Below are 21,815 nucleotides of genomic sequence, written 5' to 3'. Positions count from 1 at the left end.
CCAAGGGAGGATCTGAGAACATGCGCGTTTTCACTATTCTGGGACCGTCGCAGTCCGGCAAATCAACGCTGGCTACGGCGCTCGCCAATCTGGACAGCGCCGCCGGCAAGAGGCAGGAGGTTGCAGGCGTCGCCGCTTTGCAGCCTTTTTTATTCATGGGAGAGGACTGGGCCGCGATCGACATCGCGGGCGGCGCCGACAATCTGGCGCAGGCCGGCCCGGCGCTGGCCGCCAGCGACGCTGCCGTCCTTTGCGTTCCGGCCGACGCCGGCGCTGCGGTGCTGAGTGCGCCGTATCTGCGCAAGCTGGAGGAGGCGGGGATCCCCGCCTTTATTTTTGTCAACCGCATGGACCAGGCAACGGACCGGGTGGCGGAAATCGTGGCCGCGCTGCAGGCCTATTGCAGCCACAACATTATCCTGCGGCAGGTGCCGATCCGCGAGGATGGGCAGGTTGTGGGTGCTGTGGATCTGATTTCGGAGCGCGCCTGGCAGTATCAGGAGGGCAAGCCCTCGGCGCTGATCGAGCTGCCGGTGGCGATGTATGCGCGCGAGCAAGAAGCGCGGACCGAGCTGCTGGAGGCGCTGGCGGATTTTGACGACACCCTGCTGGAGGAGCTGATCGAGGATCAGAAAGTGATGCCGGAGGAGGTCTATGACGTGGCCACCAAGGTGCTGCAGCATAACGACCTGATCCCGGCGCTGATGGGATCGGCGGAGCACAAGAACGGCATCCTGCGGCTGATGAAATCGCTGCGGCATGAAGCGCCGGATGTGGGCGTTGCGCTGGAGCGGCTGTCGCAGGACGGCAAGGTGATGGCGGTCGGCTGCATGGCGGATCTGGTCAAGCATCTGGGCAAGACGCTGATGGTGCGCGCGATGGACGGCAGGGTCGGAAACGGCCTGCCGGTCGGCGGCGCGACTCTGGGGTCGCTGACCGGTGTCGGTTCCGCGGCCATCACCAGCCTGACACCTGGGGACATGGGGCAGGTGGTGAAGTCTGACCATCTGAACCTGGGTTACGCCTATGGCCCGGACGGGGCGGCGCCGCTGCCGGACTGGGCGCAGCCGCGGCCCTCGACCTTCCGGCGTGTGATCACCCCGGTGCATGAGCGGGACGACGCGCGCCTGTCGGGGGCGCTGGAGCGGCTGGCGGAGATCGACCCGGCGCTGGTGGTGGGCCAGGATGAGGCCAGCGGCCATGTGCTACTGAACCTGCAGGGGCCGCTGCACATGCGCCGCATCAAGCAGGCTTTGAAGGACGAGTTCGGCGTCGAGGTGGAGGAAGGGCCGGTGCCGCCGGCACTGCGGGAAACCATCAAGAAACCAGTCAAGGTGCATCACCGCCATCGCAAGCAATCAGGCGGCGCCGGGCAGTTTGCCGACGTTGTGATCGAGGTGAAGCCCCTGCCGCGGGGCAGCGGCTTTGTGTTCGACGAAACCGTGAAAGGCGGCGCGGTGCCCAAGAACTACATCCCTTCGGTCGAGGCCGGCGCGCGGGAGGCGCTGGCGCAGGGCCTGAACGGCCACCCGGTGGTGGATGTCTGCGTGACGCTGAAGGATGGCAAGCATCATTCGGTGGACAGCTCCGACTATGCTTTCCGCACCGCGGGCAAGAATGCGGTGCGTGAAGCGCTGGCAGAGGCCGGCGCGGTGCTGCTGCAGCCGATCATGCGGGTGCATATCCATGTGCCGTCGGTGTTCACCGGCGGGCTGGTGCCGGTGGTGAGCGGGATGAAGGGCCAGATCCTGGGGTTCGAGGCCGAAGTTGGCGTCGCAGGCTGGGATGTGTTCGAGACGCTGCTGCCGATGTCGGCGCAGGATGACTTGTGCAACACGCTGGCCAGTGCCACCCGCGGCACCGGTTGGTTCAGCACCGATTTCGACCACTACGAGGAGGCGCGGCGGGCGGATTTCGCCGAGGCTTGATGCGGCAGGGCGGCGGGCGGACACGCCCGTCCTGCAGTGCTATGGCGCAAAACGGGGCGCAGGGGGCGGAACAGCTCTTGCGCCCCGCAGCTGTTTTTTGTGATCTGCACAGCAACCCGGACTGACTTGCGGAGTAGGATCATGGATGCGTCATCGGCCTATCAGGACAGCCTGCCCATCACCTCGGACGCGCTGCTGAGGCAGCTGGACGATTGGGGCATTGCCTATCAGCTGCACACCCATGTGCCGCTGCGCACGGTGGAGGACGCTAAAGGTGTCGAGGCGCAGTTCATGGTGCCGGGCGAAAACGCGCTGCGGCTGAAAAACCTGTATCTGCGGGACAAGAAGAAGCGGAGCTATCTGGTGACGCTGCAGCAGGACCGGGAGATCGACCTGAAGGCGCTGGGCGCAGAGCTGGGGATCGGCAACCTGTCCTTCGGTTCCGCTGACCGTCTGCTGGAGAACCTCGGCATCCGCCCTGGCGCGGTCAGCCCGCTGGCGATGATCACCGGGGTGGAGAAGGGGGTTACCTTCTACATGGATGCGCAGGCGCTGGAGGCGGACGTGATTTACATGCACCCGCTGGTCAATGACCGCACCGTGGCGATGAAGCGTGACCATCTGATGGCGTTCTTTGAGAAGGCAGGTGTCCAGGTGAACTGGGTCTAACCGATACTTTCGTCCTCCAGCGCCAGATCCAGCGCGGCGGCCACATGGGCGGCGGAGGGGTTCACGAACAAGAAGCCGCCGGCTTCGAAGCTGACGTCATCGATATAATCGGGGAAGGCCAGTGGCAGTTCGGTGCAGGCCAGCAGGATAGCTGTGCCGGGCTGCGCGTGTCTGGCGCAGAAGCGCAGCAGGCGGTCCTGCGCGCTGGCGGAGGCGCCGCCGTGGAAATCCTCGTCGATCATGGCTTGCATTTCGGCAATGTCAGTGTCCGGCAGGGTTTCGTTGGCGCTGACTCCGTGTTCAGCCAGCACATTGGCGTAGTTGCGGGCCTGCATGGTAACAGCGGTGCCCAGCACCAGTGCGCGGGTGGCGCCGGTTGCGGCGGTGGCTTCAGCTGTGGTGTCGAAGATGCTGAGGATCGGCATCATCACACCCTCGCGGATCGCATGCAGCCGGGCGTGCGGCGTGTTGGAGGCGATCAGGGCGAAGTCGCAGCCCGCACGTTCCAGCGTCAGAATCGCCTCGCGGAAAACGGCATCAAAAGCGGCCCAGCTGGCCTCATCCCCCGGGCGGCCGCGCAAGGACCGGGTTTGCGCCTGCACCACGGATTCGATTGTGATCGGCGGCACTGGCAGTGGTGATCCCGCGCCGCGGTCTGCAAAGAACCGCCCGGCGCCTTCGCAGATGGCGCGGTAGTAATCGAGGGTGGAGGCCCAGCCGACGCCGCCGAGAATGCCGATCTTCTTCATCAAATTGCCCGCCGTTGAAATGCCGATGCGGGCAGACTGGCACGGCGGCGGGGGCCTGCCAAACGCAAAAAGCCGCCAGCTCTCCGCGGGGAGGGCTGGCGGCGTCGCCTTGGTGCAGGGGATCAGGCGGCCAGGGCTTCGATCTGGGTTTTGGCCTTGGCCAGGGCGCCGTCGGCGTCGATGGACATCGCGTCGGCGGCCACGACCTCAACATCGGTGATGCCGATGAAGCCCAGCACGTGGCGCAGGTAGGTGGTGGCAAAGTCGATGTCGGAGCCCGCCTGGGTGCCGCCGGAGGCCATAACGATGATGGCGCGCTTGCCTTCCAGCAGGCCGATGGGGCCGTTTTCGGTGTATTGGAAGGTGAGGCCCACGCGGGCGACCAGATCGATCCAGGCCTTCAGCGTGGAGGGGACCGAGAAGTTGTAGACCGGCGCGCCGATCACGATGGTATCGGCCTGTTTCAGCTCTTCGACCAGCGAGTCGGAGAGGGCGAGCAGCTGTTTCTGCTCGTCGGTGCGCTGGTCTGCCGGGGTAAAGTTGGCCCCCACCCAGGCGCCGTCCAGCAGCGGCAGCGGCGCGGCCAGGTCGCGGCGGATCACCTGGTCAGCGCCGAGGCGGCTGACGATCCGGGCCGAGAGGTCGCGGGTGACGGAGCCCTCGATGCGGGCAGAAGAGTCGATATGGAGAACGGTGCGGGTCATTTTCAAGTTCCTGAGCTTGTTGCTGTCAGGAATTTGGGGTATTGCAAATTTGAACGCAACGCCGATGAAATCACATCATTTGTGCACTGGCGCGCAGCTGGGCTGACAGGGAGACTGGCATGGAAAACTGGGATGAAGTGCGCACCGCCTATCAGGTGGCCCGCATGGGCACGGTCAGCGGCGCGGCGGAGGTGCTGGGGGTGCATCATGCCACCGTGATCCGCCACATCGACGCGATTGAGGCGCGGCTCGGGGTGAAGCTGTTTCAGCGCCATGCCCGCGGCTATACGCCGACGGAGGCCGGGCAGGACCTGCTGCGGGTGGCGCAGGCCACCGACGATCAGTTCAGCCAGCTGGTCGGGCGGCTGAAGGGGCAAGGCGATGATGTCTCGGGCGAGCTGGTGGTGACTTCGCTGGCGTCTTTTGCGCCGATGATGGTTCCGGCGCTCAAGCAGTTTCAGGACATGCACCCCGGGCTGATCATCCGCTATCTGACCGGCGACCGGCTGTTCCGGCTGGAATACGGCGAGGCGCATGTGGCGGTCCGCGCGGGCAATGCGCCGGATCAGCCGGACAACGTGGTGCAGCCCTTCATGAAGCAGCAGATCGGCCTTTATGCCGCCAAGTCCTATGCTGAAAAATACGGGATCCTGAAGGGGGTGGAGGATATCCCCAATCACCGTTTTGTCGGCCAGGATGATGAAAGCAGCCGGGCGCCGTTTTCGCGCTGGCTGCGGGCCAATGCCCCGGCAGAGGCGATTGCCTTCCGCTGCACTGACGGCTCTACCCTCAAGGCGGCGGTGCGCAGCGGGGCGGGCATCGGGTTCATGGCGGCCTGGGAGGCGCGGCAGCAACCGGACCTGGTGGAGATGATGGCGCCACAGGAAGACTGGGAGGGCACCCTGTGGCTGGTCACCCATGTGGATCTGCACCGGACCACCAAAGTGCAGGCTTTCCTGAAGTTCCTGAAGGAGCAGGTGAAGGACTGGCAGCTGTGAGCGAGGAACTGCGCGGGCATCTTGCGATGCTGACGTTCTCGGCGCTGGTGGCGGGGTCGTTTTCGCTGGGCGTCATGGTGGCGAATGAGATCGCGCCCGCGGCGCTGAACGCGGCGCGCTTTGGCATTGCCGCTGTTGTCATCGGCGCGGCGGCGCTGGCCACCACCGGGCTGCGGCGCGTCCATTTCCGCGCGCCCTGGCGGTTTGCGGTGCTGGGCGGGCTGTTCGGCGGCTATTTCGTGCTGATGTTTTATGGGCTGCAAACCGCAGCGCCGGTCAGCGCCGCGGCGGTGTTCACGCTGGTGCCGGTGATGAGTGCGCTGTTCGGCTGGCTGCTGCTGCGCCAGATCACCACCCCTTGGATGGCGCTGGCGCTGGCGTTGGGCGCGGCCGGGGCGGTCTGGGTGATCGTGCGCGGCGACCTGGGCGCGCTGGCGGCGTTTGAGATCGGCCAGGGCGAGATCATCTACTTCTGGGGCTGCGTGCTGCATGCCATCTATACGCCGATGGTGCGCAAGCTGAACCGGGGCGAGCCGGCCGTGGTCTTTACCTTCGGAATGCTGCTGGCAGGCGGTGCGCTGCTGGCTGCCTTCGGCTGGCGGGACATTCTGGCCACAGACTGGATGCAGCTGCCCGGCATCGTGTGGATCGGTCTGTTCTACCTCGCGGTCTGTGCCAGCTCGGCCACCTTTGTGCTGCTGCAATACGCAACGCTGCGGCTGCCATCGGCCAAGGTGATGGCCTATACATACCTCACCCCCAGCTGGGTGATCCTGTGGGAGATCGCGCTGGGCCGCGGCATGCCGCCGGGCATGGTGCTGATCGGGGTGGCGATGTCGGTGGTGGCGCTGGTGATGCTGCTGGAGGGTGTGCGGGAGCGGCAGCCTGCGTGACCGCTGCGGCCCCGGCGGCGGCGCTTGATGGAGGTCAAGGCGCCCGCGGCTGGCCCGGATACCATGACAGTCGCTGGAAACGCGCTCAGGTAACGAGGAGCGTGACATGTTCAAACACATCTTGGTCCCGGTGGACCTGAGACTGCCTGACCCGGTGTCCAAGGCACTGGACGTGGCGATGGAGATGGCCCGGATCGAAGGGGCGCGCATGACCTTGGTCAACGTGTCCGGCGGCACTTCCGGGGAGACCTACAACGACGACGCGGCAGAGGAGGTCATCACCTCGCTGGCCAAAAAGATAGAAGGCAAGATTGCCGGGCAAGCCGACGGGGTCAAAGTTGAGGGCATCACGGTCCACTCGAACGACGTCGCGGCGGAGGTGGACGGCATTCTGGCCCGCACGGTCGACGAAACAGGCGCCGACCTGGTGATCGCAGGCAGCCATGCGCCGCGGCTCTTGGATTATATCACAACCTCCCATGCCGGGTATCTGGTGCGTCATTCCAAAGCCTCGGTGTTTGTCGTGCGCTAGCCTTCTGGCTGGGGATCTCCGGCGTTGAGCTCCGCTTCCAGGAAGCGCTCGAACGCATCCAGGTTCACCGGTTCGAACTGGCCGAACCCCTGCATCCAGACCGATGCCCCGCGCATGGCGTCGGGTTGCAGCTTGCACCATTTCACCCGGCCGCGCTTCTCCTGCGCGATCAGCCCTGCCCTGGTCAGGATCGTCAGGTGCTTGGAAATGGCCGCCAGCGACATCTCGAATGGCTCCGCCACATCGGTCACCGCCATGTCGTCCTCCAGAAGCATGGTAAGGATCGCCCGGCGGGTCGGGTCGGCCAGGGCTGCAAAGACAATGTCGAGGGGATCGCTCATGCCTTCACTCCTATCCACAGCCCGGGGGTTTGACAATCGGTCCTGAGCCGTCATGGTAGCGCCTTTCAGGCGCACGGGGATTGATGGCATGGCATTGAAATACTGGCTGGTGATTTTCATCCTTGGCATTGGCTGGGGCATGTCGTTCATGTTCAACGCCATCCTTCTGCGCGAGCTGGGGCCGCTGTCCGTCTCGATGGGGCGGGTGGGGTTTGGCGCGCTGGGCTGTTGGATCTATGTGCTGGCGGCGCGCAAGCCTGTGCCCGCGGCGCCGGGGCGATGGCTGGCGCTGTTCGGCTTCGGCGTGCTCAGCTATGCCGGCCCTTTTGCATTCTATGCGCTGGGCCAGCAGCATATCGCCAGCGGCGTGGCCGGGATCGTCAACGCCACAACCCCGGCGATGGCGGTTGTTGTCTCGCATTTCTGGCCCAGCGGCGAGCGGGCGACGCTTTTGAAGTCGCTGGGGGTGCTGTGCGGCTTCCTTGGCATCGTGCTGCTGTCTCTGCCGCTGCTGCAGGGCGGCCAGTCGTCGGAGGCCTGGGCGGTGCTGATCACCCTGTGCGCGCCGCTGTGCTATGCCTTCTCAGTCAACTTCGCGCGCAGCTTCCGGGATATGGAGCCAGTAGTGCTGGTGGCGATTGCGCTGACCGGCGCCACCGCCGCGATTGCGCCGCTGGCCATCTGGAGCGAAGGGCTGCCGCATGTCACACGGATGGAGACCTGGGCCTCCCTGTTCGTGATCGGCTTTGTTCTGACCTCGGCGGCCTTCATCGCATTTTACTGGGTGCTGCCCAAGGTGGGGCCGACAAACATCACCCTGCCAACGCTGATCGCGCCGGTCTCAGCCTTGTTCCTGGGCACCTATATCCTGAAGGAGCAGCTGCTGGCGGAGCATCTGTGGGGCATGGCGGCGATCCTGGTGGGGCTGCTGCTGATCGACGGGCGGATCGTGCGCTTTCGGATGCCGCGGCGGCCCGTCCGTTAATATCAACCTTTCGGTTGAATATGGAATCCGGGGCGGTTTTGCGCTACCGGCGCCTGCGGCAAGGCGGCGCGGCCTGATCTGTTGCAGTTTTGTCCGTTTGTTTTCAGCGGCTTGGGTCGAATTTTAATCTTCAATCCTTGTAATTGACTCCTCAGCCCCTTGGCCTTAGCACCCTTCACAGAATTTCGCGTGAGGATGGCGCCCGTGACCAACGACGACCAAAAGCAGCGCATGGCGCAGCTGGAGGAGAAGCTGGCAGCGGCGCGTAAGGCCCAGGAGCCCAAGCCGCGCGCGGATGAGCATTATTCGATGGCCAATATGGCCTGGCGGATGGTGATCGAATTGGTGGCCGGTCTCGCGATCGGCTTTGGCATCGGATACGGGCTCGACCTGCTGTTTGGCACGCTCCCGATATTCATGGTGCTGTTTGTATTGCTGGGTCTTGCGGCCGGGGTGAAGACGATGCTTCGCAGCGCGCAGGAGATCCAGGACAAGAAACTGGCCGATGAGGCCGAAAAAAATGCGCAAGACCGGGACTGATCCGACGGGATCGGCTGCCGGCGACAGGAGAAGCGGACCGATGGGCAAAATATTCTTTTTCGCAGTTCTGGCACTGGTCGTAGTGTCGGGCCTGATTTTCGCTCCGGCGGAATCAAAGCTGGCGATCCACCCGATGGACCAGTTCATCGTGAAGCCGCTGTTCGGCGGTGACCACGTCTCCTGGTACACCCCGACCAACGTGACCCTGTGGATGGGCCTGGCGGTTCTGGCGGTGTTCGCCCTGCTGGTGCTGGGCTCCTCCCGCCGCGCCATCGTGCCGGGCCGCACCCAGTCGGTGGCGGAACTGGCCTATGGCTTCATCTACAAGATGGTCGAAGACGTGGCCGGCAAGGACGGCGTCAAGTTCTTCCCCTACATCATGACCCTGTTCATGTTCATCGTGATGGCCAACTTCCTGGGCCTGATCCCGATGTCATTCACTACCACGTCGCACATCGCTGTGACCGCGATCCTGGCGGCGCTGGTGTTCTTCACCGTGACCATCGTCGGTTTCGTCAAGAACGGCGCCGGTTTCCTGGGCCTGTTCTGGGTGTCGAGCGCACCGCTGGCGCTCCGCCCGATCCTGGCCATCATCGAACTGATTTCCTACTTCGTGCGCCCTGTCAGCCACTCCATCCGTCTTGCCGGTAACGTGATGGCCGGCCACGCGGTTCTGAAAGTGTTCGCAGGCTTTGCTGGCGCCCTGGGCCTGTTCAGCTTTCTGCCGATCTTCGCGATCACCGCAGTCTACGCCCTCGAAGTTCTGGTGGCCTTCATCCAGGCCTACGTGTTCACCATCCTGACCTGCGTGTACCTGAAGGATGCACTGCACCCGAGCCACTAAGGCCAGGATCTGAAAGCTAAGCGGGCGCGCCCGGACTGGGCCTGCCCACCCTAGAAATCACCACATTCCATCGTAAGGAGAGAAATCATGGAAGGCGATATCGCACAACTCGGTCAGTTCGTCGGCGCAGGCCTGGCAGCAATCGGTTCCGGCGCAGCCGCAATCGGTGTGGGCCACGTGGCTGGCAACTTCCTGGCAGGCGCTCTGCGCAACCCTTCGGCAGCTGCCGGCCAGACCGCAACCCTGTTCATCGGCATCGCGTTTGCAGAAGCACTGGGCATCTTCTCGTTCCTGGTCGCTCTGCTGCTGATGTTCGCCGTCTAAGACCTTAGGAACCTATTTCCTTACGGCCGGGCAGTGCGGCAAAACCCTGCGCTGCCCGGTGTAACGGCAAGTTCCCAAGGAGGACGACATGGCATCTAATACGCAAGACGCAGCACACGGCGCCGCAGACGCAGCGCACGGGTCTGCTCCGGGCATGCCGCAGCTGGACTTCTCGACCTTCGGGAACCAGATCTTCTGGCTCGTGGTCGCCCTGGTCGTGATCTACCTCATTCTGTCGCGCGTCGCGCTGCCCCGCATCTCTGCGGTGCTGGCCGAGCGTCAGGGGACCATCACCAACGACCTCGCCGCGGCTGAAGACCTGAAAGCCAAGGCTGTCGAGGCCGAAAACGCATATAACAAAGCTCTGGCGGATGCCCGTGCGGAAGCTCAGCGCATCGCTGCTGAGACCCGTGCAGAAATCCAGGCCGGGCTGGACGAGGCCATCGCCAAAGCAGACGAGCAGATCGCTGCCAAGGCCGCCGAGTCCGAAAAGGCGATCGCCGAAATCAAGGCCGGCGCGCTGGAAAGCGTGAAGGCTGTTGCCACCGAAACCGCAGAGGCGCTGGTGACCGCGCTGGGCGGTTCGGCAGACAAAGACGCAATTGCTTCGGCAGTTGCACAGCGGACGAAAGGATAAGGACATGCGCAATATTCTCGCCCTTGCCCTGACCTTTGGCGCAGCCGGCCCGGCGCTGGCGGCAGAAGGCCCGTTCCTGTCGCTGGGCAACACCGATTTCGTTGTTCTGCTGGCTTTCCTTCTGTTCGTCGGCATCCTGCTGCTGGCCAAGGTGCCGGGCCTGCTGGGCAACCAGCTGGACAACCGTGCCGAGGCCATCCAGAAGGAACTGGACGAAGCCCGCGCGCTGCGTGAGGAGGCCCAGACCATCCTGGCGTCTTATGAGCGCAAGCAGCAGGAAGTTCAGGCCCAGGCCGATCAGATTGTTGTTGCCGCCCGTGACGAGGCTGCCCGTGCAGCGGACGTTGCTAAGGCGGATCTGGAAACCTCCATCGCCCGCCGTCTGGCGGCTGCCGAGGAGCAGATCGCTTCGGCGGAAGCTTCGGCTGTGAAGGAAGTGCGCGACCAGGCGATCTCGATTGCTGTTGCGGCTGCGGATCAGGTGATCTCCAAGCAGATGACCGCCGCCGAGGCCAACAAGCTGATCGACGCCGCCATCGCGGATGTGGACGCCAAGCTGCACTAAGCCTTGAGCTGATACAGGCAAGTTAAAAGAACCCGGTCCGAGTGGCCGGGTTTTTTGTTGTGGCTGCGGGCACGGTGGGCGGAATCGCCCACCCTACCGGGTAAGCGCAGTTGCAGGGCGGGCAATCTGCCCACCGTGGGGTTTCATCCCTTCCCGGTCTCATGCTCCAGCCGCTGCCGGGCCACTTCGGCGTTGCGCTCAGCGCGCTGGTGGTCGGTGAGGGCCTGTTTCACATAGTCCAGATGCGCCTCGACCGCGGTGCGCGCGGCCTGCGGGTCTCGGGCCTGCAGGGCGGCGTTTATGGCGCGGTGCTGTTCCAGAAGTGCCTCATAGGTGGTGTGTTGCTGGAACATGATGCGGCGGTTGTAGAAAACGCCTTCGCGCAGGAGATCGAACATCGAGCGCATCATGTGCAGCATGATCACGTTGTGGCTGGCGTCCATGATGGCGGAGTGGAACTGGGCGTCGAGCTTGGCGGCTTCCTCGGAGGTCGCCGGGTTGCCGGCCGCCTCCATCTTTTCAAAGATTGCCTGGATCACCTGCAGGTCATAGTCGGACCCAAAGCGGGCGGCGCGTTCGGCGGCGAGGCCCTCCATGTCGCGGCGGAAGGAGAGGTAGTCGAACACCGCCTCGTCATGGGTGGCGAAGAGCTGGATCAGGGCAGGCGAGAATGCGGAGCCCAGAACATCCGCCACAAACACGCCGGAGCCGGCCTTGGACGCCAGCAGGCCGCGCGCCTGCAACTCGCCGATGGCGTCGCGCAAGGAGGGGCGGGAGACGCCCAGGCGTTCCGCCAGTTCCCGTTCAGCAGGCAGCCGTTCGCCAGGCGACAGAATACCGCGCAGGATCAGCTGCTCGATCTGCTTGACGACGGAGGCGGAGAGTTTCTCGGGCTGGACTTTTTGGAAGGGCATCTTGGCGCTCTGCTGAATTGGTCAAAACATATGACCACGCGCAAGGGGCGGCTGCAAGGGCGGGCAGGGATCACGATGGCTGTAACAAAAGGTCAGCTTTGTTGACTTTGTTTTGCACTCTCCTACCGTGGTCCTAGATCATGCGCGAGGAGAGAGGCATGCAGCTGAACCAGATCTTTGCCACCCGCAATGCGCGGATGAAGGCGTCGGAAATCCGCGAGCTGCTGAAGCTGCTGGATCAGCCGGACATCATCTCCTTTGCCGGCGGCATCCCGGATCCGGCGTTGTTTCCGGCGGATGGATTCGCCGAAGCCTTTCAGGCCGCGCTAACGCCGGAGCGTCAGGCGCTGGCGCTGCAATATTCGGTGAGCGAGGGCTACCTGCCGCTGCGCAAATGGATTGTGCGGGAGATGGCGACGATCGGGATTGTCTGCGAGGCGGAGAATGTGCTGATCACCTCCGGCTCCCAGCAGGCTCTGGACTACCTGGGCAAGCTGTTTCTGTCGCCGGGCGACACCGCGCTGGTGGGCTGGCCGACGTACCTTGGGGCGCTGGCGGCTTTCAACGCCTATGAACCGCGGTATGACCGGTTGTCGCTGAAAGGCAACCGAACGGCGGAAAGCTATGCCGAGGGCGCGGCTGCGGCGGGAAGTGCGGTGAAATTTGCCTATCTGTCGCCGGACTTTGCCAACCCGACCGGGGAAACGCTGGATCGCACCGGGCGGCTGCGGCTGCTAGAACTGGCGGACACGCTGGACTGTGCCATTATTGAGGACGCCGCCTATCAGTCGCTGCGCTTTGACGGCGAGCCGGTGCCGCCGGTGCTGGCGCTGGAACTGGAGCAGAAGGGCTCGATCGAGGACTGCCGGACGGTCTATTGCGGCACCTTCAGCAAGACGTTGGCGCCCGGGCTGCGGATCGGCTGGGCGGTAGCGGCAAAGCCGGTGATCTCGCAGATGGTGCTGCTGAAGCAGGCGGCGGACCTGCACACGTCGACCATCAACCAGATGGCGGTGCATGGCGTTGCAGAAACCTGTTTCGACGCACACGTGGAGCAGCTGCGCGCTGTCTATCAGCGCCGCCGGGATGTGATGCTGGCGGCCCTGGAGGAACACATGCCGGAAGGCGTGGATTGGACCCGGCCTGAGGGCGGAATGTTTGTCTGGGTGACGTTGCCGGAAGGCATGAACGGGGCGGACCTGCTGGCACGGTCGCTGGAGACGGAGAAGGTGGCCTTTGTTCCCGGGCAGGCGTTTTTTGCCGATGGCAGCGGCCAGAACACGATCCGGCTGAGCTTTTCCAACTCCAACCATGCAGCGATTGAGGACGGGATCGCCCGGCTGGGACGGTTGTTGCGGTCTGTCTGACTGCCAAACGGCTCCGGCTTGGCAAAACACCGCCGGATCTTGCAGGTTATCCACAAGATATAGTGTGAATTGAAACGTTCCTGCCCCGATTTGGGGGTGCGGAGCGTTGACACACGCGATAAGACCCGCTGAACTTTCTCGATACGGAATCACGAAGGGGCAGCTTTGCGGTTTTCCAAGCTCAGGCTGAACGGCTTCAAAAGCTTTGTTGATCCTACCGAACTGGTCATTGCCGATGGGCTGACCGGGGTTGTGGGTCCAAACGGCTGCGGCAAATCCAATCTTCTGGAGGCATTGCGCTGGGTGATGGGCGAGACCCGCGCCAAGGCGATGCGCGGCGGCGGCATGGAAGATGTGATCTTTGCCGGCACCTCGTCACGGCCCGCGCGCAACTTTGCCGAGGTGAGCCTGCAGATCGACAACTCGGAACGGCTGGCGCCCTCCGGGTTCAACGACAGCGACCTTTTGGAGATCGTGCGCCGGATCACCCGCGATGTCGGCAGCGCCTATAAGTCCAACGGCAAGGACGTGCGGGCGCGCGATGTGCAGATGCTGTTTGCCGATGCCTCCACAGGGGCGCATTCGCCGGCGCTGGTCCGGCAGGGGCAGATTGCCGAGCTGATCAACGCCAAGCCCAAGGCGCGCCGCCGCATTCTGGAAGAGGCTGCGGGGATTTCCGGCCTCTATCAGCGCCGTCATGAGGCGGAACTGAAGCTGAAGAATACCGAGGCGAACCTGCTGCGCGTCGACGATGTGATTGAACAGCTGGCGGCACAGCTGTCGCAGCTGGCCAAGCAGGCGCGCCAGGCGCAGCGCTACCGCGAGATCGGCGAAAAGCTGCGGCTGTCTGAGGGGATGCTTCTGTACCGACGCTGGCGCGAGGCTGATGAGGCCCGGCTGACGGCCGAGGATGAGCTGCGGGTGCGGGTCGAACATGCGTCAAAGGCTGAGGCGCTGGTGCGCGCGGCGGCGGCGCAGCGCGGCACGTTTGAGGAAAAACTGCCTCCTCTGCGCGAGGAGGAGGCGATTGCTGCCGCCGTTCTGCAGCGGCTGGTGGTGCAGCGGGATTCCCTGAGCGATCAGGAGGCGCAGGCGCGCCAGGCCATTGAGCGGCTTAGCAGCCGGATTCTCCAGCTGGGCAATGACATCGAACGCGAGTCCGGGCTGAACAACGACGCCGGTCAAACCATCGAGCGGCTGGAATGGGAGCAGCGCGAGCTGTCCAAGGCCGGCGAGGGGCACGACGGCCGGCTGGCCGAGGTGGCGGAGCTGGCGCGCGATGCGGGCTCGATCCTGCAGGCGCGCGAGGAACACCTGTCGCAGGTGACCGAGGATGTCGCCCGCCTGGCGGCCCGGCACCAGTCCGCACGGCGCGCGGTCGAGGACTGCCAGCGGGCGCTTGGCCGCTCTGAGGGCGAGGCGGAGAAAGCCCGCGCCGCGCAGGGCGAGGCACAGAAGGCTCTGGAGCTTGCGGCAGAGAGGTTCGAAGCCGCTGTGACGGCCGAGGAGGAGGCCCGCGAGGCCTCTGAGGCGGCCGAAGAGGCGCTGGCTGCCGCGGACGAGCTGCGGACGGAGACCCAGAGCCTCGAGGCAGAAGCACGCTCCCAGCGGTCCGAGGCCGAAGGCGAGCTCGGCGCGCTGCGTGCCGAGGTCACCGCGCTGGCCAAGCTGGTGGAGCGCGACACCGCCGAGGGCGGCCAGATCCTGGATGAGCTGACCGTGGCGCCAGGATACGAGAAGGCGCTGGGGGCGGCGCTGGCCGATGACCTGCGGGCGCCGCTGGCAGAGGCGGACGGGCCGACTGGCTGGGTCTTGCTGCCGGGTTATGACCACGATGCGGCGCTGCCGGACGGCGTGCAGCCGTTGGCGTTGTTTGTCTCCGGGCCGGAGGCGCTGTCACGCCGGGTGGCGCAGATCGGGCTGGTGGATGGCGATGCTGCCGCCGGGCTGCAGGCGCAGCTCAAGCCGGGGCAGCGGCTGGTGACAGTCGAGGGCGACCTGTGGCGCTGGGACGGCTACCGCGCCTGGGCCGAGGATGCGCCGAGTGCCGCTGCACTGCGGCTGGAGCAGCTCAACAAGCTGGAAGCGCTGAAGCAGGACATGGAGCGCGTCAGCGCCAAGGCCGATGGTGCCCGCGACGCGCATGAAATGCTGCTGCGCAAGCTGGACGAGGTGACGCTGGCCGACCAGAACGCCCGCCAGGCGCGACGGGTGGCGGATCAGCGGGTGGCCGATGCGGCCCGCGCGCTGAGCCGGGCCGAGGCGGACCGCAACCTCGCGGAGGCCAAACTGGAGACACTCGGCATTGCGGTCTCCCGCCATGAGGAAGATGCGCTGAATGCCCGCCTGCAGCTGAAAGAGGCGCAGAAGGCCTTGGGCGAGCTGGGCGACCTGGATCAGGCGCGCGGGGCCGTCGAGGAGATCAAGCAGTCGGTCGAAGCCGCGCGGATTACCATGCTGACCCACCGCTCCAGCCATGACGAGCTGCGCCGTGAGGGCGAGGCGCGCACCAAGCGCGCGCAGGAGGTGACCAAGGAGCTGTCGGGCTGGCGCCACCGGCTGGAAAGCGCCAAGCAGCGGATCGAGGAGCTGGCGGAGCGCCGCGAGGCCTCGCAGGAGGAGCTGGAAGAGGCCAATGCGGTCCCGGCGGAGATTGCGGAGAAGCGGGAAGAGCTGAACGAGGCGATTTCCGAGGCCGAGGCACGCAAGTCTGCGGCCACAGAAGCCCTGATCGCCGCGGAAGCCGAACTGCGCGAGGCGGTGCACAAAGAGCGGGAATGCGAGCGTCTGGCCTCCGAGGCCCGCGAAGCACGGGCGCGCTCCGAGGCGCGCAGCGATGCAGCCAAGGAGGCGGTGACCCAGGCCGCGGGCCGGATCATTGAGGCGCAGCAGATCACCCCGCAGGCCCTTCTGGAGAAGCTGGGCGTGTCGCCGGACGAAATGCCGGCCTCGGAAAGCCTGGAGGCGGATGTCGACCGCTACAAGCGCCAGCGCGATGCTTTGGGTGCTGTGAACCTGCGGGCGGAGGAAGACGCCCGCAGCGTGCAGGAGGAGCACGACACGCTGGTCGCCGAAAAGCTGGATCTGGAAGGCGCGGTGAAGACCTTGCGCGACGGTATCGCCAGCCTCAACCGCGAGGGGCGCGAGCGGCTGCTGACGGCGTTCGAACAGGTGAACAACAGCTTTGCCATGCTGTTCACCCATCTGTTCGGCGGCGGCGAGGCCAACCTGGTGATGGTCGAAAGCGACGACCCGCTGGATGCAGGCCTGGAGATCATGTGCCAGCCGCCGGGCAAGAAGCTGTCGACCCTGTCGCTATTGTCGGGCGGCGAGCAGACGCTGACCGCGATGGCGCTGATCTTTGCGGTGTTCCTGTCGAACCCGGCCCCGATCTGCGTGCTGGACGAGGTCGACGCGCCGCTGGACGACGCAAACGTCACCCGCTTTTGCGACCTCTTGGACGAGATGTGCCGCCAGACCGAAACCCGCTTTTTGATCATCACCCACCACGCGGTGACGATGGCGCGGATGGACCGGCTTTTCGGAGTCACCATGCAGGAAAAGGGAGTCAGCCAGCTGGTTTCAGTTGACCTGAAGAAAGCAGAGGCGATGGTGGCCTGAGTTTCTGCGCCGGGGGGATCGGTGCAGGGGCGCGCGAAACTATTGGTGGAGACACGAATGAATATTATCAAGGCAATTGCCGCCTGCGCGGCGCTGATGCTGCCGGGGGCGGCTGCGGCCCAGAATGTTGTGGCCACGACCGGCGACAGCGTGGCTGATTTCTTTAAGGATGAGGGCGCGACGGTGGAATTGACCACTGACAGCGTCGGCGATCCGAACGTCAAGGTCGAGTATTACGGCAATGACTTCTCGGTCTACTACTACGGCTGCGACAACAACACCAACTGCAACGCGATCCAGTTTTTCTCGGGATATCAGACAGATGGCAGCGTGCGCCTGGCCAAGATCAACGAGTGGAACAATGAAAACCGCTTTGCCCGCGGCTATATCTCCGAGGAAGGCTCGGCGCGGATCGAAATGGATTTGTTCCTTGGCGATGACGGCATGAGCCCGGATGACTTTGCCCAGGCTGTCAGCCTGTGGACCCGGGCGATGCAGGATTTCGAGACTTTCATCGATTGGTAAGTGGCGCTGTCACCGCATCGTGACGGCAGGTTCAAAATACAGACGCTAGAGTAGGGGCATGAAATGGATCATGCCCCTTTTTCTAAGCCTGGCAGCGGGCACAGCCCAAGCCGCGGACTGGGAACTGCGCCCGGGCGACGCCCCATTTGCGCTCTCCGAGCTGGAGGCGCTGCCGGGGCAGTCCTTCCGCTTTTATGACGGCGGCGAGTCGCTCTATGGCCGTGACGGCGCCTATTCCTACACCTACTCGCGGGAAAATGGCGGCGGCACCGCCTGGGGCACGTACCGGATTGCCGGGGACGGCAGTATCTGCGTGGATTTCCCAAACGGGTTTGGCCGCTGCGATCTGTATGTCCGCAACGGAAGCCGGGTAATCCTGATCACCCAGAAGGGCGAGCGGTTCCCGGTGCGTTAGAGCTTCTTCAGCAGCGCTGGAGTGGGCCATGCGTCGGCAGGCAGGCCGAGGCGTTGCTGCTCTTTCTGCACGGCAAGCCGTGTGCGGGCGCCGAGGATACCGTCGATATCGCCGACATTGTGGCCGCGTGCCTGCAGTTTCTGTTGCAGCTGCTTCATCTGAGTGCCGGTCAGTCCGCTGTCGGGCTGGCCGGCCTTATAGACGTCCGCGCCTTCCAGCCGGTTGGCGAAATAGGCGGCAGTCAGCACGTAGGTAAAGCTCTGGTTCCACTCGAAATAGACATCGAAGTTGGGGTAAGCGAGGAAGGCCGGCCCCTTATGCCCTTGCGGCAGCAGAAGGGAGGCACGCATGGAGGGGTCGGGCAGGCTGCCGTCACGCGCTGAAACGCCGAGCGCGCGCCATTGGGCCACGGTTTTTTTGCGGGCGGTGCCGGACAGCGTCAGGTCCAAGCCTTCAGGGATGGTGACTTCCTGCAGCCAGGGCTGCCCGGGCTGCCAGCCCAGGTGCGACAGCATCCGCGCACCGGACATCAGCGCATCGGCGGCAGAGGTTTTCAGGCTGACCTTGCCGTCGCCATCGGCATCCACGCCGTGTTCCAGAATGTCGCTGGGCAGCATCTGCACCATGCCGATTTCCCCCGCCCAGGCGCCTGTGGTGCGCTTGGGGTCGAAATTGCCCTGCCGGTACATCTCCAGCGCAGAAAAGACCTGCGGCCGGAACAACTCAGGGCGGCGGCAGTCGTGGGCCAGCGTCACCAGCGCGTCGCGGGTGTTGAAATCGCCCTGATAGCCGCCGTAGTCGGTCTCGAATGCCCAGAAGGCCAGCAGAACGCCGCGGTTGATGCCATATGTGCTCTCGATCCGCTGGAACGTGCTGTCGTGCTTCTGCGACATCTGCAAGCCGCGCTGCAGGCGGCTCTGCGAGATCAGGCGGCGGGAAAAGTCGACGAAGGGTTTCTGAAAAACACCTTGGGCGCGGTCGGCCTTGAGCACGCGGCGGTCCTGGCGGGTGCCGTCAAAGAAGGCATTGACCGTCGTGACGCCATAGCCGGCCTGCACCGCCTCGTCTTTCAAGAGGTTGACGAAATTCTGAAAGCCGCCGCCGCATTGGGCCGCCGCCGCTGCTGGCAGCAGGCTCACCGCGAGGGCAAAGGGCAATAGGCGCATAACTCTGGCGCTCCTTGTCATTCCGCTCCCACAGGGTCTTATGTGCTAGAAAAACACGGCGATGGCAATGGTCAGTGCCAGGGCAATTGCCCAGGTCTGCCAAAGCAGGGTGACGGCGCGGCTGATGGTTTCGGCGCTGGCGCTTTTGGCTCCGTCGGCATGAACCCAGGGGAAGTCCCTCAGTTGTCCGTCATAGGAGCGCGGGCCGGCCAAAGCGGTGTTCAACGCCCGCGCCATGGCGGCCTCGGGCCAGCCGGCGTTAGGGGAGCGGTGTTTGCGGGCATCTGCCGCGATGGCGTTCCAGTGGCGCAGCTGGCCGCCGGGCAGCGCAATCAGCAGGCCGGTCAGCCGCGCCGGGATCAGGTTCAGCAGGTCGTCCAGCCGGGCGGCGGCCCAGCCAAAGTCCTTGTACCAGTCATTGCGGTAGCCGATCATGCTGTCGGCGGTGTTGACCATCTTGTAGATGATCAGCCCCGGCAGCCCGGCGATCAGGAACCAGAAGGCAGGCGCGATGACGCCGTCGGACAGGTTCTCCGACCCGCTTTCGATGGCGGAGCGGGCAACTTGCGGTGCGGACATCGCAGCGGTGTCGCGGCTGACGATCATCGCCACCGCCTCGCGGCCTTCCGCCAGGCTGCTGCGCAGCCCCTTGGCGACCGCGGCGACATGTTCGGTCAGCGATCGCTGGGCGATCAGGACGGCAGCCACCAGTATTTCCACCAGCGCCCCCGGCAGCGCCAGCAGCTTGCCCGCGAAATAGCCGCATAGAACCAGCGCCAGAGCTGCCAGCACGCCCTTGCCGCGGCGGTTGCCGCCAGTGTTGAGCTTGCGGTCCAGGTACCCGACCGCCTTGCCCATCAGCACCGCGGGGTGGGTGAGGCGGGACCAGAGCCATTCCGGCTCGCCGAAGACGGCATCCAGCAGCAGGGCCAGGGACAGCATAGCGGCCGTGCTCATAGCGCCGCCTCCAGCCGGTCCCAGCCGTCCGAAGGCGGCAGGCCCAGGCGCAGATAGGTTCGGGAATAGGGGAAGATGCGGCTCCAGATATGGGCACGGGCCAGCCGGCGCTGCCAGGCGGCAGCATCCTCCACGGTGTAGAGCCGGAACAGGTCGGTGCCGCCGGCCAGGCTGGCGCCCTTGGCCAGAACCAGCTCATCCAGCCGGGCGGCATCCTGTTTCAGGCGGGTGCGGGTGGCTTCGGCCCAGGGGCGGTCCTGCAGGGCCAGCGCCCCGGTGCGCAAAGCAGGGCCGGATACGGCCCAGGGGCCCTGCCAGGTGGCAAGATTGGCAATCAGCTTGGGGTCACCGATGGCAAACCCCAGCCGCATGCCGGCAAGACCCCAGAATTTCCCGAAGCTTTTCAGCACGATGACACCCGGGCGTTCAGCCGCGCGGATCAGGCTCTGGCCGGGGCAGACGTCGCAGAAGCTTTCGTCGACGATGGTGAGCGGAGAGGAAAGATGTTCTTCGCTCCACAGGCGGCCGTCCGGATTGTTCGGGTGGACCACGACACGGGCCTCGGCCGGTCCGTCGACGCGAATTTTCCAGCCGCGGGCTTCGAAGGCGGCGGCGTGTTCGTTGTACGTGGGTTTGGTGATCTGAACCCAGCGCGGCGCGGCCAGGGCGGGCAGGGCTGCGATCAGCGCAGAAGCGCCCGGCGCGGCGAGGACCGCCGCCTCGCCGGGGATGTTCCAGAACGCTCGGGCCGCCTGTTCGAGGTCCGCCAGGGCATCGGCGTCAGGCAGTGCGCGCCAATCGCCTGCGGCAAACTCCGGCAGCGGGTAGGGATGCGGGTTGATGCCTGTGGACAGGTCCATCCAGCCGCTGCGTGTCCCGCCGAATTCGGCCATCGCTGCGCTGAGGTTGCCGCCGTGGTCGCGGGGCGGTGATGCGTTATCAAGCGGGCGTTCAGGCATCGCGGTTGTCACCGGTGGATATTTCTCTCCAGGCTGGTTGAATGCCATATGAGATTCCCCGTTTCTTAACGCAACCGGTTCAGTGCGTGAACTCCCTATTTGATGCAGGAGAGGCGGATCTGACGCCAGGCGGCGTCACGTCGCAGGCGTCAGCCGCGGCGGTGCGGTTCCATCCAGTCGATCGCGGGATTGACCGGAATGATACGGTGCGGGTTGATGGTGTCGTGGCTGTAATAATAGTGGCGCACGATGTGGTCCATCCCGACGGTTTCCGCCACGCCGGGCCATTGGTACAGCTCGCGGGTGTAGGCCCAAAGGTTCGGGTAATCCACCAGCCGCTTGCGGTTGCATTTGAAATGCACGTGGTAGACCGGGTCGAAGCGCAGCAGGGTGGTGAACAGGCGCCAATCGGCTTCGGTGATGCGGCCGCCCAGCAGGTAACGGTGCTGCGACAGCAGGTCCTCCAGCCAGTCCAGGCTTTCGAACAGGGGCACAACGGCTTCGTCATAGGCCTCTTGCGAGGTGGCAAAGCCGCATTTGTAGACGCCGTTGTTGATGGTGCTGTAGACGCGGGCGTTCACCGCCTCGATTGGCTCGCGCAGTTCTTCCGGCCAGTAGTCATCCGTGTTGCCGGTGATCCCGTCGAAGGCTGAATTGAACATCCGGATAATCTCGGAGCTTTCGTTGGAGACGATGGTGTTTTGCAACTTGTCCCACAGCACAGGCACAGTCACCCGGCCGGTGTAGACGGAGTCGGCCCGGGTGTAGACTTGGTGCAGATGCGAGCTGCCGAACAGGGTATCGCCCGTGGCGCCGTGGCTGTCGGTCTCAAAGGTCCAGCCTTCGCCCAGCATGTCGGGATGCACAACAGAAACGGAGATATGGTCTTCCAGTTCCTTCAGCTTGCGGAAGATCAGGGTGCGGTGGGCCCAGGGGCAGGCGAGCGACACGTACAGGTGGTAGCGCCCGCTTTCCGCCGCAAAGCCGCCCTCGCCCGAGGGGCCGGCACTGCCATCGGCGGTAATCCAGCTGCGGAACTGCGATTCGCTGCGCTTGAAGGCGCCGCCGGTGGAATCGGTGTCATACCACTGGTCGCGCCACTTTCCGTCGATCAAAAGGCCCATCGTATCTGCTCCTGCTGCTGTGCGGTTCAAACATAGGCCCGGCGGGGCCTTGCGCCTA

At 64.7% G+C, this 21,815-nt stretch carries 23 protein-coding genes; 15 read left to right on the top strand and 8 right to left on the bottom strand.

What is annotated here, in order from left to right; translation table 11 throughout:
* The first annotated feature begins 20 nt into the window (after positions 1–20).
* Both CAER_RS0112175 and CAER_RS0112170 read left to right on the top strand, forming a co-directional pair.
* Positions 21–1,928: an elongation factor G gene (locus CAER_RS0112175; protein ID WP_027235622.1), complete on the top strand. Its 1,908-nt coding sequence runs from the start codon at positions 21–23 to the stop codon at positions 1,926–1,928.
* A gap of 141 nt (positions 1,929–2,069) precedes the next feature.
* On the top strand, positions 2,070–2,597 hold the full coding sequence (locus tag CAER_RS0112170; protein ID WP_027235621.1) for a prolyl-tRNA synthetase associated domain-containing protein: 528 nt from the start codon (positions 2,070–2,072) through the stop codon (positions 2,595–2,597).
* Here CAER_RS0112170 and CAER_RS0112165 read toward each other — a convergent pair.
* Positions 2,594–3,346, bottom strand: a complete 753-nt coding sequence (locus tag CAER_RS0112165; protein WP_027235620.1) for an aspartate/glutamate racemase family protein — start codon at positions 3,344–3,346, stop codon at positions 2,594–2,596. The two genes, CAER_RS0112170 and CAER_RS0112165, sit on opposite strands and share 4 nt — an antisense overlap.
* 122 nt (positions 3,347–3,468) lie before the next feature.
* Positions 3,469–4,050, bottom strand: a complete 582-nt coding sequence (locus CAER_RS0112160; protein WP_027235619.1) for an FMN-dependent NADH-azoreductase — start codon at positions 4,048–4,050, stop codon at positions 3,469–3,471.
* Positions 4,051–4,169: 119 nt separating this feature from the next.
* Here CAER_RS0112160 and CAER_RS0112155 point away from each other — a divergent pair, with 119 nt between their 5' ends.
* The 3 genes from CAER_RS0112155 to CAER_RS0112145 all read left to right on the top strand — a co-directional run bounded on the left by CAER_RS0112155 (position 4,170) and on the right by CAER_RS0112145 (position 6,473).
* Positions 4,170–5,048 (top strand): LysR family transcriptional regulator, encoded by an 879-nt coding sequence (locus tag CAER_RS0112155; RefSeq protein WP_027235618.1) that lies wholly within the window; start codon positions 4,170–4,172, stop codon positions 5,046–5,048.
* Positions 5,045–5,941: a DMT family transporter gene (locus CAER_RS0112150; RefSeq protein WP_027235617.1), complete on the top strand. Its 897-nt coding sequence runs from the start codon at positions 5,045–5,047 to the stop codon at positions 5,939–5,941. Before CAER_RS0112155 ends, CAER_RS0112150 begins: the two co-directional genes overlap by 4 nt.
* Positions 5,942–6,047: 106 nt before the next feature.
* Entirely contained in the window at positions 6,048–6,473 is a 426-nt protein-coding gene (locus tag CAER_RS0112145; protein WP_027235616.1) for a universal stress protein, read from the top strand.
* On the opposite strand, the gene CAER_RS0112140 is transcribed toward CAER_RS0112145, so the two are convergent.
* Complete coding sequence (locus tag CAER_RS0112140) at positions 6,470–6,814, bottom strand: ArsR/SmtB family transcription factor (protein ID WP_027235615.1); 345 nt, start codon at positions 6,812–6,814, stop codon at positions 6,470–6,472. The two genes, CAER_RS0112145 and CAER_RS0112140, sit on opposite strands and share 4 nt — an antisense overlap.
* A gap of 88 nt (positions 6,815–6,902) precedes the next feature.
* On the opposite strand from CAER_RS0112140, the gene CAER_RS0112135 reads away from it, so the two are divergent.
* The 6 genes from CAER_RS0112135 to CAER_RS0112110 all read left to right on the top strand — a co-directional run bounded on the left by CAER_RS0112135 (position 6,903) and on the right by CAER_RS0112110 (position 10,709).
* Positions 6,903–7,799: a DMT family transporter gene (locus CAER_RS0112135; protein ID WP_027235614.1), complete on the top strand. Its 897-nt coding sequence runs from the start codon at positions 6,903–6,905 to the stop codon at positions 7,797–7,799.
* A gap of 204 nt (positions 7,800–8,003) precedes the next feature.
* On the top strand, positions 8,004–8,339 hold the full coding sequence (locus CAER_RS0112130; RefSeq protein ID WP_027235613.1) for an AtpZ/AtpI family protein: 336 nt from the start codon (positions 8,004–8,006) through the stop codon (positions 8,337–8,339).
* Between the two features lie 40 nt (positions 8,340–8,379).
* Positions 8,380–9,183, top strand: a complete 804-nt coding sequence (locus tag CAER_RS0112125; protein WP_027235612.1) for a F0F1 ATP synthase subunit A — start codon at positions 8,380–8,382, stop codon at positions 9,181–9,183.
* Between the two features lie 87 nt (positions 9,184–9,270).
* A complete protein-coding gene (locus tag CAER_RS0112120; RefSeq protein ID WP_008553903.1) occupies positions 9,271–9,507 on the top strand; it encodes a F0F1 ATP synthase subunit C in 237 nt (78 codons plus the stop codon).
* Between the two features lie 88 nt (positions 9,508–9,595).
* Entirely contained in the window at positions 9,596–10,144 is a 549-nt protein-coding gene (locus CAER_RS0112115) for a F0F1 ATP synthase subunit B' (RefSeq protein WP_027235611.1), read from the top strand.
* 4 nt (positions 10,145–10,148) lie between these two features.
* The gene (locus tag CAER_RS0112110) at positions 10,149–10,709 is read left to right on the top strand and encodes a F0F1 ATP synthase subunit B (RefSeq protein WP_027235610.1); all 561 of its coding nucleotides are present in this window, start codon (positions 10,149–10,151) and stop codon (positions 10,707–10,709) included.
* Between the two features lie 143 nt (positions 10,710–10,852).
* Here the strand turns inward: CAER_RS0112110 and CAER_RS0112105 are convergent, their stop codons facing one another.
* Entirely contained in the window at positions 10,853–11,623 is a 771-nt protein-coding gene (locus CAER_RS0112105; protein ID WP_027235609.1) for a FadR/GntR family transcriptional regulator, read from the bottom strand.
* 158 nt (positions 11,624–11,781) lie between these two features.
* Between CAER_RS0112105 and CAER_RS0112100 the strand changes: the two genes are divergently transcribed.
* The 4 genes from CAER_RS0112100 (at position 11,782) to CAER_RS0112085 (ending at position 17,551) form a co-directional block, all read left to right on the top strand.
* Positions 11,782–12,990, top strand: coding sequence for an aminotransferase-like domain-containing protein (locus tag CAER_RS0112100; protein WP_027235608.1), 1,209 nt, complete (start codon positions 11,782–11,784; stop codon positions 12,988–12,990).
* 165 nt (positions 12,991–13,155) lie between these two features.
* Positions 13,156–16,611 (top strand): chromosome segregation SMC family protein, encoded by a 3,456-nt coding sequence (locus tag CAER_RS0112095; protein ID WP_027235607.1) that lies wholly within the window; start codon positions 13,156–13,158, stop codon positions 16,609–16,611.
* A gap of 57 nt (positions 16,612–16,668) precedes the next feature.
* Positions 16,669–17,136, top strand: a complete 468-nt coding sequence (locus CAER_RS0112090) for a YbjN domain-containing protein (protein ID WP_027235606.1) — start codon at positions 16,669–16,671, stop codon at positions 17,134–17,136.
* Positions 17,137–17,194: 58 nt separating this feature from the next.
* Positions 17,195–17,551, top strand: a complete 357-nt coding sequence (locus CAER_RS0112085; protein WP_027235605.1) for a hypothetical protein — start codon at positions 17,195–17,197, stop codon at positions 17,549–17,551.
* On the opposite strand, the gene CAER_RS0112080 is transcribed toward CAER_RS0112085, so the two are convergent.
* The 4 genes from CAER_RS0112080 to CAER_RS0112065 all read right to left on the bottom strand — a co-directional run bounded on the left by CAER_RS0112080 (position 17,548) and on the right by CAER_RS0112065 (position 21,757).
* Positions 17,548–18,717, bottom strand: coding sequence for a lytic murein transglycosylase (locus CAER_RS0112080; RefSeq protein WP_027235604.1), 1,170 nt, complete (start codon positions 18,715–18,717; stop codon positions 17,548–17,550). The genes CAER_RS0112085 and CAER_RS0112080 overlap by 4 nt on opposite strands.
* A 45-nt stretch (positions 18,718–18,762) precedes the next feature.
* Positions 18,763–19,674 (bottom strand): adenosylcobinamide-phosphate synthase CbiB, encoded by a 912-nt coding sequence (cbiB, locus tag CAER_RS0112075; protein WP_027235603.1) that lies wholly within the window; start codon positions 19,672–19,674, stop codon positions 18,763–18,765.
* Entirely contained in the window at positions 19,671–20,633 is a 963-nt protein-coding gene (cobD, locus tag CAER_RS0112070; RefSeq protein WP_027235602.1) for a threonine-phosphate decarboxylase CobD, read from the bottom strand. Before cobD ends, cbiB begins: the two co-directional genes overlap by 4 nt.
* A 149-nt stretch (positions 20,634–20,782) precedes the next feature.
* Positions 20,783–21,757, bottom strand: coding sequence for a glutathione S-transferase family protein (locus CAER_RS0112065; RefSeq protein ID WP_027235601.1), 975 nt, complete (start codon positions 21,755–21,757; stop codon positions 20,783–20,785).
* Positions 21,758–21,815 lie beyond the last annotated feature (58 nt).

The sequence above is a fragment of the Leisingera caerulea DSM 24564 genome (assembly GCF_000473325.1).
In the GTDB taxonomy this organism is placed as follows: Bacteria; Pseudomonadota; Alphaproteobacteria; order Rhodobacterales; family Rhodobacteraceae; genus Leisingera; species Leisingera caerulea.
Note: the sequence above shows the minus strand (reverse complement) of the source record. Positions and strands in the feature narration are given on the sequence as shown.